The 16,266-nt window shown below is 62.1% G+C and carries 17 protein-coding genes and 1 pseudogene; 3 read left to right on the forward strand and 15 right to left on the reverse strand.

The window, feature by feature from the left end; genetic code table 11:
- The coding region (locus MRBLSP13_RS11900; protein ID WP_363754648.1) for a GFA family protein at nucleotides 1–413 on the forward strand (413 nt) is incomplete at its 5' end.
- Nucleotides 414–464: 51 nt separating this feature from the next.
- Here the strand turns inward: MRBLSP13_RS11900 and MRBLSP13_RS11905 are convergent.
- Together MRBLSP13_RS11905 and MRBLSP13_RS11910 are read right to left on the reverse strand one after the other, a co-directional pair.
- On the reverse strand, nucleotides 465–800 hold the full coding sequence (locus MRBLSP13_RS11905; protein WP_363735585.1) for an EthD domain-containing protein: 336 nt from the start codon (nucleotides 798–800) through the stop codon (nucleotides 465–467).
- Nucleotides 801–1,282: 482 nt separating this feature from the next.
- The gene (locus MRBLSP13_RS11910; RefSeq protein ID WP_363735583.1) at nucleotides 1,283–2,191 is read right to left on the reverse strand and encodes a LysR family transcriptional regulator; all 909 of its coding nucleotides are present in this window, start codon (nucleotides 2,189–2,191) and stop codon (nucleotides 1,283–1,285) included.
- A 110-nt stretch (nucleotides 2,192–2,301) separates the two neighbouring features.
- Here MRBLSP13_RS11910 and MRBLSP13_RS11915 point away from each other — a divergent pair, with 110 nt between their 5' ends.
- Nucleotides 2,302–3,054: an SDR family NAD(P)-dependent oxidoreductase gene (locus MRBLSP13_RS11915; RefSeq protein WP_363754651.1), complete on the forward strand. Its 753-nt coding sequence runs from the start codon at nucleotides 2,302–2,304 to the stop codon at nucleotides 3,052–3,054.
- Nucleotides 3,055–3,266: 212 nt separating this feature from the next.
- On the opposite strand, the gene arsH is transcribed toward MRBLSP13_RS11915, so the two are convergent.
- The 12 genes and pseudogenes from arsH to MRBLSP13_RS11975 all read right to left on the reverse strand — a co-directional run bounded on the left by arsH (nucleotide 3,267) and on the right by MRBLSP13_RS11975 (nucleotide 14,238).
- Nucleotides 3,267–4,007, reverse strand: a complete 741-nt coding sequence (arsH, locus tag MRBLSP13_RS11920) for an arsenical resistance protein ArsH (RefSeq protein ID WP_363735580.1) — start codon at nucleotides 4,005–4,007, stop codon at nucleotides 3,267–3,269.
- On the reverse strand, nucleotides 4,004–4,207 hold the full coding sequence (locus MRBLSP13_RS11925) for a hypothetical protein (protein ID WP_363754654.1): 204 nt from the start codon (nucleotides 4,205–4,207) through the stop codon (nucleotides 4,004–4,006). Before MRBLSP13_RS11925 ends, arsH begins: the two co-directional genes overlap by 4 nt.
- Entirely contained in the window at nucleotides 4,165–4,437 is a 273-nt protein-coding gene (locus tag MRBLSP13_RS11930) for a GNAT family N-acetyltransferase (protein WP_363754657.1), read from the reverse strand. Before MRBLSP13_RS11930 ends, MRBLSP13_RS11925 begins: the two co-directional genes overlap by 43 nt.
- Nucleotides 4,434–5,495, reverse strand: a pseudogene (gene arsB / locus MRBLSP13_RS11935) (ACR3 family arsenite efflux transporter). Before arsB ends, MRBLSP13_RS11930 begins: the two are co-directional and overlap by 4 nt.
- A complete protein-coding gene (arsC, locus tag MRBLSP13_RS11940) occupies nucleotides 5,492–5,923 on the reverse strand; it encodes an arsenate reductase (glutaredoxin) (protein WP_363735576.1) in 432 nt (143 codons plus the stop codon). The pseudogene arsB and the gene arsC overlap by 4 nt, the downstream one beginning before the upstream one ends.
- An 8-nt stretch (nucleotides 5,924–5,931) precedes the next feature.
- Nucleotides 5,932–6,261, reverse strand: a complete 330-nt coding sequence (locus MRBLSP13_RS11945; protein WP_414714709.1) for an ArsR/SmtB family transcription factor — start codon at nucleotides 6,259–6,261, stop codon at nucleotides 5,932–5,934.
- A 176-nt stretch (nucleotides 6,262–6,437) separates the two neighbouring features.
- The gene (locus MRBLSP13_RS11950) at nucleotides 6,438–7,193 is read right to left on the reverse strand and encodes an SIMPL domain-containing protein (protein ID WP_363735573.1); all 756 of its coding nucleotides are present in this window, start codon (nucleotides 7,191–7,193) and stop codon (nucleotides 6,438–6,440) included.
- Nucleotides 7,194–7,209: 16 nt separating this feature from the next.
- Entirely contained in the window at nucleotides 7,210–8,742 is a 1,533-nt protein-coding gene (locus MRBLSP13_RS11955) for a PepSY-associated TM helix domain-containing protein (protein WP_363735571.1), read from the reverse strand.
- Entirely contained in the window at nucleotides 8,739–9,290 is a 552-nt protein-coding gene (locus tag MRBLSP13_RS11960) for a hypothetical protein (RefSeq protein WP_363754660.1), read from the reverse strand. The genes MRBLSP13_RS11955 and MRBLSP13_RS11960 overlap by 4 nt, the downstream gene beginning before the upstream one ends.
- A 23-nt stretch (nucleotides 9,291–9,313) precedes the next feature.
- A complete protein-coding gene (locus tag MRBLSP13_RS11965; protein WP_363754663.1) occupies nucleotides 9,314–11,575 on the reverse strand; it encodes a TonB-dependent receptor in 2,262 nt (753 codons plus the stop codon).
- Nucleotides 11,576–12,066: 491 nt separating this feature from the next.
- Complete coding sequence (locus MRBLSP13_RS11970; protein ID WP_363735567.1) at nucleotides 12,067–12,858, reverse strand: slipin family protein; 792 nt, start codon at nucleotides 12,856–12,858, stop codon at nucleotides 12,067–12,069.
- On the reverse strand, nucleotides 12,859–14,238 hold the full coding sequence (locus MRBLSP13_RS11975) for an NfeD family protein (protein WP_363754666.1): 1,380 nt from the start codon (nucleotides 14,236–14,238) through the stop codon (nucleotides 12,859–12,861).
- Between the two features lie 207 nt (nucleotides 14,239–14,445).
- Between MRBLSP13_RS11975 and MRBLSP13_RS11980 the strand changes: the two genes are divergently transcribed.
- Entirely contained in the window at nucleotides 14,446–15,627 is a 1,182-nt protein-coding gene (locus MRBLSP13_RS11980; RefSeq protein WP_363754669.1) for an indoleamine 2,3-dioxygenase, read from the forward strand.
- A 387-nt stretch (nucleotides 15,628–16,014) separates the two neighbouring features.
- Here MRBLSP13_RS11980 and MRBLSP13_RS11985 read toward each other — a convergent pair.
- Nucleotides 16,015–16,266, reverse strand: a 252-nt coding sequence (locus tag MRBLSP13_RS11985; RefSeq protein WP_363754672.1) for a hypothetical protein, incomplete at its 5' end; no start/stop codon positions are given.

A 16,266-nucleotide genomic window follows, 5' to 3' on the forward strand; every position in this document is an offset into this window, starting at 1 on the left:
ATCGCTTCCATCGCCACCTTCGCCTTGAACTCGGCGCTGTAGCGCTTTCTCGTCGTCTTCATTCCCGTCCATTCCTTCAGGTCGGGATGAGCTTATCACCCTGTCCGAATTGCCGACACCACCTCAGCAAACGTCGAACGGGCAGCGCCTTTGCGTGGAATGCGAGCTTCCCTGCCGATGCGGTCAAGATCGCGGGCAAACGGCACATCTTCGCGCGTGCGACAGACTCCGGCAGAACCAATGTCTACAACTTTTGCCCGACCTGCGGTTCGACCGTCTTCTATGACGTTGAGATGCGTCCCGGCATGATTTCTGTGCCGGCAGGCGCATTCGCGTCAGCCGAGTTTCCTCAACCCACAGTGCAGGTCTTTGACCAGCGAAGCGTCGCTTGGTGCACTATCGACGTAGGATAACAGACGCTTTTCCAGCGGAACCCGATAAAAGAGATTAGATTCAGTAATGGCCTAATCCGAAAGCGAGCAAGCCCGTTCGTCGACGAGAGTGATATGGATGCCCTCTGGGTCAAAAAGCATTTGTTGATCGTGCTCGATTCTCGCCAAGGCGGACGGTACGAAGGCGGTGGCCATAGCGGCGTCGTACGACGACTTATCCGAGAAATATATCTCGGTCACCACGTCAACTCTTTTAACGCTTTCAGGAAGATAATTTCTCTTATATTCAACTATCCCCGGCATCACCTCGATAATGGTAGGGACATGGTTTTCTTCATACCAAGCCATGAAATCAGATCGGGATAGGTCATGACGCTTCGTCAGAAGTGCAATTAACTTAACTGTCATCAACACTCTCGCGTCATTTATGCCTAGACCCCCCTCGATAACGCTGAGATTATATTACCGAAACGGCCAATTGGACTAACACTGGACAGTTTTGCCGCAGGCGTTCGCCTTTCGGAATGGCGTCAACGCCTTCCCACAAACGAACGTGTCGCGGGACGGCCGGTAACGGTGCGCACAGGCACCGGATGGGAGGCTGGCTTTCCCGAAACCTGTTCCCGATTGTGTTTTCCCGAAATGCCGCATCGGAGATGGAGAAACGGGACGGTCGCACATTCTTCAGGCGGCCGGTTTCGGGAAGCCGTGGCGATCGATCGAACGGCAATGTTGAGGGCGCGTGCCGCCCGGCTGCTTCCCAATCGTGCTCGATCGGCCAAACGGAAAACAGGTGTTTTCCGTCAGCGTCCGGTTCCAAGCACGACAAGAAGCCGGATAAACGACCGGCTCTGGTCGGCCACGGTCTCGCGGTCTGCCCGAACTTGAACTCATGGCATCCGCGCCACGACCTCTCGGGGAAACCCTGCCGCGAGATGATCGATCAACGCTCGCACAGCTGGCGGCAAGCCGCGGCGGGTGGTGAACACGAGGTGCACGATGCCCTGAAGGCCGCGCCAGGCGGGCAGCACGTGGACCAGCTTGCCGGTAAGCAGCGCCTCGCGGCAGACGTGGTCGGGCAGGATCGCGATGCCCAGGCCGTCGATGGCGGCGTTGCGCACGGCGGCCATGTCAGTGCAGCCCATGCGCGGCGCGGTGCGGATGGCATGTTTGTGGCCATCCTCGGTCTCCAGGTGCCATTCGAGATCGTCTGCGGCGTCATCGGTGGCGAGCATCGGCAGGTTTGCGAGCTGCTCCACCTGCTTGATCTGGCCTGCCAGTCCGGGGCAGGCGACGAGGATACGCGTCGACCTGCCTAGCGAACGCATTGTGAGCGCGGCATCGCTGGTCAACGCGGTGCGCACCCGCAAGGCAAGATCGATCCGTTCCTCGATCAGGTCTACCGCGCGGTCTGTCGCGACGAACTGCAGGCGCACCTTGGGATAGCGAGTAAGGAACGCGGATATCAGGCCCGAGATAGGCTCGACCATGCCGGTGGGACAGCTGAAGCGGATGCGGCCATGGGGTTCGGCCTGTGCCTCGAGCACCAGCGTCTCAGCCTGCTCGGCCTCGGCCAGGATGGCGCGGCACCGTTCATAGAAGGCAAGGCCGGTGTCGGTCACGCGGAAGCGGCGGCTGGATCGTTCAATGAGGCGAAGGCCGAGGCGCTCCTCGAGCCCGGCGATGCGGCGGCTCAGCTTGGACTTGGGTTCCCGGAGCGCGCGCCCCGCAGCAGCGAAGCCGCGGTGCGCCACCACTTCGGCAAAATAGGCATAGTCGTTTAGGTCGATCCGCATCATCGTTCCTCCAATGGAACGCTGAGTGCCACATCTGCCGTCTACACGCATCACGTTCTCAGCTCATCTCATTCGGGCAACGGCGCTTCGCCGGAACACGAAGGAGAAAGACGATGACGAACAAGTTCAACGACAAGGTGGTGGTAGTGACCGGTGGCACCAGCGGGATCGGTCTCGCGACGGCCAAGGCCTTCGCCGATGGGGGCGCATCGGTATTCATCACCGGGCGGCGGCAGGAAACGCTCGATGCCGTGGTGAAGGCGATCGGTGGGCGCGTCACCGGCGTCCAGGGCGACATGACCAAGCTCGCAGACATCGACCGGCTCTACGACGCGGTCCAGCAGCAGCATGCGCAGATCGACGTGGTCTTCGCCAACGCCGGCGGCGGCGAGATGATGCCGCTCGGCGCAATCACCGAAGAGCACTACCAGAGCACTTTCGACACCAACATGAAGGGCGTGCTGTTCACTGTCCAGAAGGCGCTGCCGCTGCTGAAGGACGGGGCCTCGGTGATCCTGACGAGTTCGACCACGAGCATTTCGGGCACGCCTGCCTTCAGCGTGTACTCGGCGACCAAGGCGGCGGTGCGGAGCTTCGCGCGCAATTGGATCCTCGACCTCAAGGATCGCCGCATCCGTGTCAACGCCGTCAGCCCTGGCGTGACCGAGACCGCCGGGCTCGACCATCTCTTCGGCGGCAGCGAGCAGGCGGCGGGCACCAAGGCCTATCTCGCCAGCCTGATCCCCGTGGGTCGGATCGGTCAGCCCGAGGAAATCGCCAGGGCCGTGCTGTTCCTCGCCTCTGATGACGCGAGCTTCGTCAACGGCGTCGAACTCTTTGTCGATGGCGGCCAGGTGCAGATCTGATCACTAGGCTCGAAGGCCGGATGGCTTGTCGCCTCGGGTGGCAAACCATCTGGCCGCTTGGCCGTCGCGGAGAGAAAACCGCATTGGCCGAAATCGGGAAGGAGAAGTGGGCGGCTGAATGGCAAGGATGGGTCGATGGCGGTAGGCGGCACCTGGGACGTTAGCTGCCGTTGACGCCAATCCGTCGGAATGACGGCTTTCCAGCTAAGCTGTCATTCGAGAGCCTGTGAGGCGAGATCGACGGCAGCGTCACGCTTCGCTTGAGCAGCCTTGCGCTCGGAATAGCGGTCAACCAGTTGCCCGGCGTGGGACCGGGTCAGGACCGTGAACCAGACCAGCTCTTCCATCACGTCGACGATCCGATCGTAGTAGCTCGACGGTCGCATGCGACCGGCCTCGTCGAACTCCTCGAACGCCATCGCCACGCTCGACTGGTTGGGGATGGTGATCATCCGCATCCAGCGGCCGAGCAGACGCAGCGTGTTCACGGCGTTGAATGACTGCGAACCGCCTGACACTTGCATGACCGCGAGGGTCCGGCCCTGGGTCGGTCGCATACCACCGAAGTCAAGTGGCAGATGGTCGATCTGGGCCTTCATGATCCCGGTGACCTGGCCATGCCGCTCGGGACTGCACCAGACCATGCCCTCGGACCATAGCGCGTGCTGGCGAAACTCATGCACAGCGGGATGATCGTCCCCCGCCACCTGATCCGGTAACGGCAGGTCGCTGGGGTCGAATATCCGCACCTCGGCGCCGAACAGGATCAGGAGGCGTGCCGCTTCCTCGACCGCGAGCCGGCTGAACGACCGCTCGCGAAGCGACCCATAGAGCAGGAGGATACGCGGCGGCGGCTGATCGTCGCCTATGCCAGCGCCAGGGTGGTCAATCACGATGCCGCGATCGAGAGCAGGCAGATCGTCAGGATCGCGCAGCGTTCGGAGACGGGTCATCCAAGATCCTTGACGAGATAGGTCGCGCGCGGCCCGCACAGCGAAGCGAACTGCGCAGTCGCGGCGATGAAGTCCGGTGCGCGGTCGCGATCGGCATCGGCATAGCCGAGCGCGCGGAAGAACTCGGCCTTGCCATTGGTCAGGAGGTGCAGCCGGTCTATCGCCTCATCGGCGATGCCTTCGAGCCGTTCGACCAGCATGCGCCATAGCCCTGACCGCGGCGGGTCGGCAGCACGACCAGCGAGCGAAGCAGCCGATCGGCGCCATCACCCTCCAGCCCGATGAACCCGATCAGCCCGACGTCGTCGGACAGGCTGAAGAACATCTGGTCGGGACCACCAATATCGTCGGTCGGGAGCCCGGCGGCGCTAAGGGCGAGACGCAGGACATCATCGGCGTAGCGTGCCTCAGAAAAATAGATCTGAGTCATGCCACGGCTCCCGCTTCGTACCAAGGTCGGGTCCGCTTCACGATCGTGACCACGGACAGCATCACCAGCACCTCCACCAGCACGCCAACGACCGTCGCCAGCGCTGCGCCCGAGTTGAGGCCGAACAGACTGATCGCAGCGGCAACCGCCAGCTCGAAGAAGTTGGAGGCGCCGATCAGGGCAGCGGGTGCGGCCACACACCATGCCACGCCGAGGCGGCGGCTCAGCTAATAGGCAAGGCCGGCGTTGAAATAGACCTGGATCAGGATCGGTACCGCGATCAGCACGATGACAAGCGGATGGGCGACGATCGCCTCACCCTGAAACCCGAACAGCAGCGCCAGCGTGGTGAGCAGGGCAAACAATGACATAGGTCCAAGCCTGGCGAGCAGCCGATCGAGCGCTGGTTGACCGCCCGAACCGATCACGACACGTCGCGCGACCTGCGCGACGATCACCGGCACGACTATGTAGAGCATGACCGAGATGAGCAGCGTGTCCCACGGCGCCGTGATCGACGCGACCCCGAGCAGCAGGCCGACCAAGGGCGCGAACGCAAACACCATGATCACGTCGTTCAGCGCGACCTGGCTCAGCGTGTAGGTCGGCTCGCCATCGCAGAGGTTGGACCACACGAACACCATTGCCGTGCAAGGCGCGGCGGCGAGCAGGATCAGGCCGGCGATGTAGGAGCTGAGCTCGCCCTCCGGCAGCAGCGGACGAAATAGCCAGCCCAGGAACAGCGTGCCCAGCAGCGCCATCGAGAACGGCTTTACCGCCCAGTTTATGAAGAGGGTGATGCCAACACCCCTCCAATGCTGGCGGACTGAGCCGAGCGCGCGCAAGTCGATCTTGAGCAGCATCGGGATAATCATCAGCCAGATGAGCACCGCCACCACGAGGTTGACGCGCGCGACCTCGGCCGACGCGATCGCGGCGAACAATACCGGCAGCGCGTAGCCGAGCACGATCCCGACAACGATGCAGAGCGCCACCCAGAGGCTGAGATAGCGTTCGAACGTGCTGATCGCCGGCTTGGCCGGCGCAGTGGCGGTCATGCCCCGATCCTGTCGCCTGCGTCGTCGATGACCCTCTCGCCATCTTCCTTGGTGAACGCCCCGCGCTGCCGCACGGGCAGCAGATCGAGCACCTCCTCTGACGGTCGGCAGAGCTTCACGCCGAGCGGCGATACGACGATCGGACGGTTGATGAGGATCGGATGCTCGATCATCCTATCGATGAGCTGGTCGTCCGTGAGCGCTGGGTCGGCGAGGCCAAGCTCGGCATAGGGCGTGCCCTTCTCGCGCAGCAGGGCGCGTGGAGTGATGCCCATGCGGCCGATCAGCGATACGAGGCGCGAGCGGTTCGGCGGCGTCTTGAGGTATTCGATGACGTGCGGTTCGATGCCGGCGTTCTGGATCATCGCTAGCGTATTGCGCGACGTCCCGCACTCGGGGTTGTGATAAATGATGATATCCACGGTCATGGCAGCCTTCAGCAGCAGGGGTTGAGCTCGGCGATCAGCGGCTCGCAAAGCTCCGCCTTCCCGCCGCAGCAGTCCTTCACGAGAAACAGGGTGAGCGCCCTCAACTGGTCGAGGTCGGCGCGGTAGTTGATGACGCGGCTGCGCCGCTCGGAGCGGATCAAGCCCGCGCGGGCAAGGGTCGCGAGATGCACTGACATGGTGTTCTGCGGCACATTGAGGGCCTTGGCGACTTCGTCGGCGGCCAAGCCTGCAGGCTCGTGGCGGACCAGCAGGCGGAATGCATCGAGGCGCGTGCCCTGCGCGAGCGCGCCAAGATGGCTGCGTCGTTGTCCATATATCCACGTTAGCGGATATATGGATTAATTCAAGGGCATCTGATTTATCAGAAGCCGACTGGTCACGAAAGACCGGGTCTGGTCGCCTGCCGCCGCCACCGTCTGGCCTGCAAATTTTTCGGCTAAGAAGTGGCGACGGCTCCTTGAATGCCGACAATCGCGTTAAGGATATCCGACCCTCAGGGTTGAATCGCGTAGACGACCTGTACCTTCACCTGCGTTTCGATCGCGCGGGGCTTCAGTCCGACCGCAACGGGCGGCGGTAGTGGCGGCGGTGGCGGCGCGCTGGCATGCTGCGCCGTGACAACTATATCGTCATACGGGCCGGGGCCATTGAAGCTAAGATTGGACACGCTGAGGACGCCGCCCAGCCTGACGCCCGAGGCGCGAGCGATAGCTTCCGCCTGCAACTTGGCTTCGGCCAGCGCCTGCGCGACACCGCGCCGGCGGATCTCCTTGTCCTCGGCGAGAAAGAAGCGGTCGATGCGGGGATTGGTCGCGCCGAGACGGCCGGCGAGCGACACCATCGTGCCGGCCTCGTTCACCGCCGCCGTGCGAACCTCCATCTGGATATCTGCCGTATAGCCAACGATGGCGCATTCGCCGGTCGACAGGCGCGGGTTGCCGTAAGTGTTGCGATTGCAGTCGCGCCCTCGCACCTCGGCTATCCCGATCTGCGCGGCGCGTACGTCGGAACCCGCTGAGATACTTGCCAGTCCCTTCTCGATCGCGTCCCGCTTCGCCACCATGACGCGCACGGCCTCGTCACTGGTCGTGCCCTCACCATGAACGGAGAAGCTGACGACCGCGCGATCAGGAGGGCTGGGGATCGTCGCGGCGCTGGAGACGATAATCCGGGGGCGCGCATCCTCGCCGGTCTGCGCAATCACCGCGGACGGCATCAACAACGGAAGAACTGAAGCAAAGCGCCGCATGGAATATCTCCTTTCATCAACCACGGGCCGCCAAGCCTGCACGATCGGGCTCGTCGGCGTTCAGCCGGGACATCTTTTTGAGCACCGGGATCCTAAGGATAAGGATTGCCAGCAGAATGAATCCAATCAGTCCGAGAGCGCCATCGACGATCAGGGCCATGTTGTCGCCCGTCCCCAAGAAAGCGGGATGAGCCGTGGCCAGGACTATCAACAACGTGCCCGTGATGGCGCGACCGGTCTGCGATAAGGTGGCGGAGGGAAACAGAGCGGCGGCAGCAAGAGCGCCGATGCTTATGGCGGCCCACACCCAAATCAAGGGCGTGACCGACGACGTGAACAGTGCCGTGAACGCGGCGCCGGTCAGCGCGACTGGCTGTCCCCAGACGAGTGCGGTCCACACCCGCTCCCACCCGGGTGCGGGCCGTCCCTTGTCCCGCCTGCGCGCCAGCCAGATGGTAACGCCGCCGGCCGCGAGATAGGTGAGCCCGAGGCCCAGCAGAGAATAAGCGATCTTGATGGTGCCGCCGCCGAACCAGCCGAAGTGCAAGGGACCAAGCGAACCCAGGATCTGCTGGCCCACATTGTTTTCAGCTGCCTTCTGTTCATGATAGAGCCTGCCCTGGCGATCGAAAGCATAGCTGTCCGCATTGGCGAGCCGGGACGATCCATCTTCCACCTCGAACATGGCAGAGCCACCCACTTCGGTGGGATGCTCGAGCGCGAGATAACTGATGCGCCCGCTCGGTGCGCGCGCGGCTATCTGTGCGAACATCGGACGCAGGTCGAGCGGCGGGGCGGGCCGCGCATCCTCCGCCGGATGAGGGGGCGTGAAGATGGCATAGACCTTGGCCGTGTCGCCCTGGAACACCGCCATTCCGAGCGCACCGATGATGATGGTGCTGAGACCAAGCAGCGCGCCGGTTAGAGATACGATGAGGTGGAAGGGCAGCCCCCACACGCCGATGCGGTTGTGAATGTCGGCCTCCTGCAACCGCCGCGAACCGCCGAGCCGGAGGTGAAACGCATCGCGAAAGATGCGCGGATGTGCCAGCACGCCCGAGATGAGCGAAGAGAGCAGGGCAACCCCGGTCAAGCCGACGATGAAGCCGCCCCAGCTTCGCGGCAGGTGGAGATTGATGTGCAGGCGCGTCAGGAATTGGGTCCAACCGTCGCGGACCTTGCCCGTGATGCGCCCGGCGTTGTCAGCAACCCAGCTTGTCTGGGTCCCATCCTTGGCATCGACCCGAATGGTCGGCCAGGGGCGATCCTCGCTCGGCATGATGATGAGCACATGCTCGACCGGCCCTTCCGCGCGGCCCAGCGCGGCGCGATAGGCCGCCTGGACAGCCTCCCCGGACATCGTTTCCATATGCTCCGCTGCCGGGTTCTCCCAGCGCTGGAATTCATTAGCGAAAACCGCGATCGTTCCGGTCAGGCATATGAGATACAGCAGCGCGGCAAAGGCAAGGCCGAGGCCGCTATGTCCCTTGAGCACGGCGCGCACGAGATCAGCCGATGGAAAGCCAGCGCCCTTTGTTCCCTTCGTCATGCAAATCCCCTGAGCATGGCTGCGCCGAAGCCTGCAATGGCAGTTCCCACCAAAACGGCGGTCGCGCGCAGAATTCGGCTGTCGGCCAGGGTCCAGGCCATGGCACCGCCCCAGGCCAGCGGCACGATCAGCCCGCCGATCAGGAGCCGCGTCTGCGCCTCGCCCGGCGCCCAGACGGCATAGCTGATGCCGAGGCTGATCGCTGCCACCATGCCAATCGGCCCGGCCAGTGACCAACGCAACGTGGTGCGCCCTGCGCTTGGCGCCTGCTCCGCCGGTTCGGGCGCCAGGCCCTCCCGCGCCGCGCGACCTGCCTTGGCTGGCTTCATGGTGTAGCCAGAAGCGACCACGCTGAGTCCGGCGACCCCCATCAGCGTGAGGGCCGTGAATATTCCGCGTCCTTTGCCCAGCATGGAGGCGGCAAGGAGGATCGCGAGCAAGAGCATGCACAGCCCTGCCCAGCGCCACGGCGCCTTACCGCCCTTGCGGCTCCAGGCGCGGCGCAGCATCCAGGCGCCGGCGGCAGAGCTGCCGAGAATGAGCGCCATCGCGGCAAGAGGCGCTTCGGGGCTCAAAAGCCGGCTTCCAGGATGACGCCCACGCTGCGTGGCGCACCGATGACGGCGAAGTTCGTGAAGCTGTTGAGATACTGATCGTACTTCTCATCGAACAGGTTGTTCGCAAACAGCGACAGGCTCCAATGCTTGGCCTCGTAGCCGATGCGGGCGTTGACCAGCGTACGCGCGCCGACCCGGTCATCTGCCTGCGGGATGGATACGTCCGTATAAACCGCGCTGCGATAGCTCGCGTTGACATTGCCGTTGAAGCCGCCGCCGAACCGCATATTGGCACCGCCCGCCAAGGTCCATCTCGGGGCGTAAGGGAATTCCAGGCCCGACAGATCTGTGATGGATCCCACATCGGTCACGAAGCTGTCGAACTTCGTGCGCGTATGCCCGACGCTCGCATACCAGTCGAACGCGGGCGAAATGCGATGCGCCAGTTCCAGCTCGAAACCGTAGAGATGCGACTTGCCGGCGTTGACGGTATGGGTGTCATAGAGACCGTTACCGAAATTCGCGGTGGTCTGCTGGTCCTTCCAGTCGATGTAGAAGGCGTTGGCATTGACGGTCAGGCGACCATCGAGCCAGGTCGAACGCAGAGACAGTTCATAGTTCCAGGTGAATTCCGGATCATAGGGAAAGAGCTGCGAACGGGCGGTATTGAACCCGCTTCCCCCGGAGCGATAGCCGCGCTGTGCGACGAAGGCCGTCGCAAGATCAGGAGTCCACGCCATTTCCATGCCTGCCTTGGGCAGGAAGGCGTTGAAGGTTCGCGTACCCGTCGGTGCCGAACCGCTCGCATCGTCCACCAGGCCAAGCACGGCAGCATTGACACCGGCGAAGGCTGGTGCCAGCGGGCCATATGCCGCCGGGTTCGGCAAAGAGCCTACGAAGCGCGCGATTGCCTCGCCACCGATTTTGTTGCGTTCGCGATCGTAGCGGAAGCCGCCGAGCAGCGAGAGCCGGTCGGTCAGCCGATAGCGCGCGTCGGCGAACAGGGCCATCGTCTCGACCTTGGTCGGAAAGTCGGACGTGTAATCCACCGGAATGTTGGGCAGCGCGGTGGTGTAGAGGGCCGCGACCTGCGTCGCCGTCTGCGCGCCGAGCGCAGGCGTCAACAGGCTGGCGATCGTCGGGCCGGGCGTCGGCACCAAGGTCACCTGATGCGAACGGCGATATTGGTCGCGATTATAGTAGAACAGCCCGGCCAGACCGCTCAGCCGGTCGCCCTCATAATTGAGCCGCACTTCTTGCGTGAATATTTCCGCCCCGCCCGCGATGTCGCTGTAGGCGATGCTGGCGGCTGATGAGTCGCCATCATATTTTCGGGTGAAGTCGGTATCGGTCCAGGTGCCGAGCGTGCTGAGCGACAGGCCGCCGCCCAGATCATAGCGCAGGTCCAGCGTCACCTGATCGTTGTCGACATCGCTGCTGTTGGGATAATCCGAGGGATTGGTGCGATTATCAAAATAGTCGGGCACCGTCGCATCGACATAGGTGAAGAGATAGCCACCCTTCGTTTCGAAATGATGGTAGCTCAGGCGCGCCTCAAACCCCGACACGGCGGAGGGCGTCCACAGCAGCCGAACGCGGATAGAGGTTGAGTCCACTCTGCTCTCTGGCTCATTACGAGTGATGTTGCGGATATAGCCGTCAGAATCCCGCTTCTCGGCCGAAACGCGGAAGGCGAGTTCGCCCGGCACCAGGGGGCCGCCGCCAGCGACAGCGAACTGCGTGGTGTCGAAAGAGGAGACCAGCGCCCGGCCTTTCACGCTCCAGTTGAAGGTCGGATCCTGCGTGCGGATATGCACCGCGCCAGCCAGCGCATTGAGACCCTGGATGGTCGATTGCGGCCCGCGGAAAATCTCCACCTGCGCCACATCCCACATGTCGGTGGGCCCGTTCGACAGCACATCCTGCGGCACCGGCGCACCATCGACGAACACCGTCGCTGTCGCCGCGTCACCACCCCCCGAAACGCCCCGCTGGTCGATGCCACGGATCGAGAAACCCGAGGGACCATAGGTTTCGGACACATTGGCCGTGCGGTTGTAGACGTCCTGGATGGTCAGGATATTTTCTTCGGCCAGCTTCCTTTCGGTGGTCACACTTACCGAAGCGGTCGTCTTCTGCAGGCTCCGGGCCGCCTTTTCGCCGGTGACGATGATCTCGTTCTGCTCGCCCGAAGATGGCACTTCATCGGCTGCTCCAGCCGAAGATACTAGCAAGGCAGCAAACAGCGACGCGGATAAAAAATAGTGATGCTTCATGAGCCCCCCGTAAACGAGGTTCGCTTAAGCAAACTGTATAATGCGAGTCAATCGCATCTTGTGTCATTTGGCTCATGGTGCTATACGGGAAAGGTACGGCCTCAGGGCTGATCCTGGCTGCGATGAACCCGCGCCAAGGCGGCCTCAGCAACCGTGCGCTTGACCGATACAGCTCATAGCGCATTCACAAACAGTGTGCTCGCAGCGGCTGGTTCCGTTATGGTTGACTGACCGGTTTGAGAAAAAGCCGTCGGTTACATTGACTGATCCAAGTATCTCAATTTGGTCGACACCTGCCGGATAGCGGACCTTCCGCACCTGGGACGAAAAAATAGAGTGCTGAGAGTCCGACAAGGGTCGATTGCATCGGGTTCCCATTTTGAGAGCAAAATTCGCGAGTGCTTGTAGGCGCCACACAGAATGTCAGTGCATCTGGACGAGATAATCGACGATAGGACAATATGGCAGTAGCTGCGGGGTCATTAGCCTCTCTAGCGCTCATTGTGGCGACTGGATCTGCCAATTTCAGAATTGGGCACGTCCTTAAGCCATTGAACGAATTCTATGGGAAATGGAAAAACAATGGTCGAGTTCTTGTCACCGGCGATGAAGTTGAGCGAACCGAGATAGCGTAACTGCATCGCTTCCGGCCGTTGCCCAAGGATGGTGGCCGCCTCCAGCAGTTGCTGCGCGGCCTGGCGTTCGCCTTCGGCATTGATGATCTTGGCTCGTCGCTCGCGCTCCGCTTCGGCCTGCCGCGCAATGGCGCGGATCATGGTTTCGGTGATATCGACCTGCTTGATCTCGACATTGGCGACCTTGATGCCCCAGGCCGCGATCTGGCTGTCGAGAATTTCCTGAACGTCATTGTTGAGCTTGTCCCGTTCGGCGAGCATCTCGTCGAGCTCATGCTTACCGAGGACCGATCGCAAGGTCGTCTGGGCAAGCTGGCTCGTGGCGGTGAGGAAGTCCTCCACCTGGATGATCGCGCGTTCCGGGTCGATGATGCGAAAGTAGATCACGGCGTTGACCCGAACCGAAACATTGTCGCGGGAAATCACGTCCTGCGGGGGTACGTCGAGCACAGTCATGCGCAGATCGGTGCGGACCATCTGCTGGATGAATGGTATGAGGAGGATCAGCCCCGGTCCCTTGATGCCGGTAAAGCGGCCCAGCGTGAATATGACGCCGCGCTCATATTCGCGCAGTATCCGTATCGCTGCCGACAGGAACAGCAACAGCACAATGATCGGCGGGAGATAGAAGGCGAGATCCGTGAGCATTTAAACCTCCTTGGCCGCGTCGCTGGTCACTTCGACCGTGAGCCCCGCAATTCTGACGATCCGGACCAGTTGGCCCTGAGAGTACGCCTCCTGGCCGGCCGCTGCCCAACGCTCGCCATGGACGAACACATGGCCCTTGCCGCCGCTCCAATCCTGTACGACGCCGATGGCGCCGGTCATCTCTTCCGCGCCGCTTACGATCCTGCTTTTTCGCGCGCGCAGCGCCGTGCGGACAACCAGAAGGACGAAAGTGGCAGTCGCCAGGGACAGTCCCGCGATCAACGGCCAGGAGATACGAAAAGCCGGTGTGTCGGTGTCGATTAGCATCGCCGCGCCGAGCGCAAAGGCCACGCATCCGCCAATGCCCAGAACGCCGTGGGAAAAGAGATAGCCTTCCGCAACCACCAGGCCGATACCAAGGACAATCAGGGCAACGCCCGCAAAATTCACCGGCAGGGCGGCGAAGGCGTAAAGTCCGGTGAGCAGGCAGATTGCGCCCAGCGTTCCGGGCAGGAAGGACCCCGGATTCATGAATTCGAAGACCAATCCGTAAACGCCTAGGGTCATCAGGATCAGCGCGACGTTGGGATCGGTGATCGTCGCCAGCAGTCGCGTTCGCCAGTCCGGTGCGATCTCCTCGATAGTGCGGTGGGCGACGTCGATCTTCACGGCACCAGCGCTGACCTTGACGATCCTGCCATCCAGCTTGCGCAGCAGGTCGGCTACATCTCGTGCCTCCATATCGATGACATGCGTGCTCAAGGCGGCCGAAGCCGGAAGGCTGGCGGCTTCGCGGACGGCCTTTTCCGCCCAGCTGGCATTACGGCCGCGAAGCTCCGCCAGGGACCTGATGAAGGCAGCGGCGTCGTTGACCACCTTTGTTTCCATGGGATTGGGAGGGTTGTTCTTTTGATCGTTGTCCCGTGCCGGCGCAATGCCGCCGATATGAACGGGGGTGGCGGCACCCATGTTGGTGCCGGGCGCCATCGCCGCAACATGGCTGGCATAGAGGATGAACGTCCCGGCGCTCGCTGCCCTCGCTCCGCTAGGGGAGACGTAGGAAGCGACGGGAACGGGCGAGGCGAGGATCGCCCGGATGATGAGGCGCATGGATGTGTCAAGGCCGCCGGGCGTATCCATTCTCAGGATGACAAGCGGCGCCTTGCGCGCGGCAGCGGTCCGGAGACCCTTGCGGACATAATCGGCCGTCGCCGGGCCCACCACGCCGTCGAGATTGAGGATGATGACAGGCGCAGGCGCAGGCGCAGCGGCGCCCGATGGCCCGGATTGCGTGACGCAAAGGCACAGCAGGATGACGCTGCCCAATTGGGCAAGAAGGCGGCTGATGCCGCACCGGAAGAGGATCGTCCAATGCCTCACGGGCATCCCACCTTACCATCCCTTCGCCAATGGCTTGATGCCTGGCGAGACGGCAGGTTTTCCTTATAGCACGAACCCGCGGCGAAAGCAGCGGGATCGATCGGTGAGGCGGAGGCGGACGGCGGTGCTGCTGCCCGCCATGGCCCTTGTCTTGTCCCATTTCGTGCCCAGATAGGGTGTGGGCCGCCGAACGGAGGGAGGCAGTCTATGACGCCGAGCCTCGACATCGCCGATCACGCCATCAGCAGACAGCGCGGCTTCTTGTGTGCCTATGATATGGCTGACGTTTCGCTGTCAGGCGATCTGGCTCCGATTGCCGAAGCGGCGCATGATCTGCCACGCCTGTTGCCCACCGGCCGCATCCGGTCTCATCTTGAGCAACTTCCCCTGCTGGAACTGACGTCCTTCTGCGCGGACGCGCCGGAACATCAGATCCGCACCGCCTTCGTGCGCTATGCCTTTCTGGTTCAGGCTTATGTGTGGGGCGAAGAGGTGGCCCCCGCCTCGCTTCCCGCGTCGCTGGCGGTGCCCATATGGGCGCTCGCCCGGCGGCTCGAACAGAAGCCACTGCTCACTTATTCGGCCTATGTGTTGGACAATTGGGACCGGCTGGACCGATCAGGCCCCATCGCGTTGGGCAATCTTTATATGGTCCAGCATTTTCTTGGCGGCCAGGACGAAGCGTGGTTCGTGATGGTTCATGTCGCGATCGAGGCGCGTGCAGGCGCGATGCTTGCAGAAATCCCCGCTCTCATGGAAGCGGCGGCCCAGGGCGATGCAGGAGCGGCTGAGCGCGGCCTGACAATGATCAGTGCAGGCTGGGATGATATCAACAGGATATTCGATCGCATGCCGGAGCGGTGCGATCCATACATCTACTTCCATCGTGTCCGGCCCTATATTCACGGCTGGCAAGACAATCCGGCCCTTGGCGGCGGCCTGATCTATGAGGGCGTTGCCGAAGCTGGCGGCGTGCCGCAGCTGTTTCGCGGCCAGACGGGAGCCCAAAGTTCGATCGTGCCTGCCATGGACGCCCTGCTCGGCATTCAGCATGCGCAGGATCCGCTCCGCTCTTTCCTGGACGAATTGCACGCCTATCGCCCGCCGCTGCACCGCGCCTTCATCGATCGTGTGCGAAAGGCGAGTGGGCTGCGTGATTTTGTCGCCGCGTCAGAGCGGCCCGATCTGCGCGAAGCCTATAACCGCTGCGTTGCCGGTCTCGGCCGTTTCCGTACCCGCCACCTCGAATATGCAGCAAACTATATCCACCGGCAGGCGAAAGACGCCTTGGGCAACAGTAGCGCGGTGGGGACTGGAGGCACGCCATTCATGGCATATCTACGGAAGCATCGAGAGGAAACGCAGCGGCACTTTTTGAAGAACGTATGAAGCTCAAAATAGTGGAGAAGTTCTGCTCATTGGGCATCTGTCGGATGGCTGAGAAAAGAATAACTTGGTTGGAGCGAGTGCATGGCCAAAAATAGTGCGGGTCGCCGCAGCGGCGAGCACCCTCTTCCGCAGTCGATAAGATCTGGCACGTAGAATGGAAAAACCGGACAGTCCGGCCCTAGAAATAAAAAAAAGGGCAGCTGAATGGCAAAAAAGGGTCGAAGGTGGCAGCGATGGGCCACTTTTCGCCGTTCGGAGGCTCATTCTCATTTCCAGGAAGCGGTCATTCCTCCAGGGATGAGCAGTCGATCTGACAGCGGAAAAGCTGCCGGTCGGCCGCCGACCAATTTCCGTCATTAGTGTCCTGTTCGCGCGCCCCGAAAGCGGTCAGTTGCTCATGCTTTGTATTTCATATGCCTCAAGCAGCGGCCACAAAATCTCTGCGTTTATACCCTGTTGTTCGACCGCATTTCGAAGAGCATAAAATTCGTCATCGGTCTTTATCCGGCCCCGGCGAACCACCCGCTGCACGACCTTCGAAAAGCGCGCTCTCACCTCGGTCAGCGTTGGTAAGCCCTTCTCCGAAAGCTCGCTGTTGCACTTCGCCACATCGGGAGCAGCCCAATCATCCGTGTATTC

The organism is Sphingobium sp. LSP13-1-1.1, assembly GCF_040676415.1.
Taxonomy (GTDB): Bacteria; Pseudomonadota; Alphaproteobacteria; order Sphingomonadales; family Sphingomonadaceae; genus Sphingobium.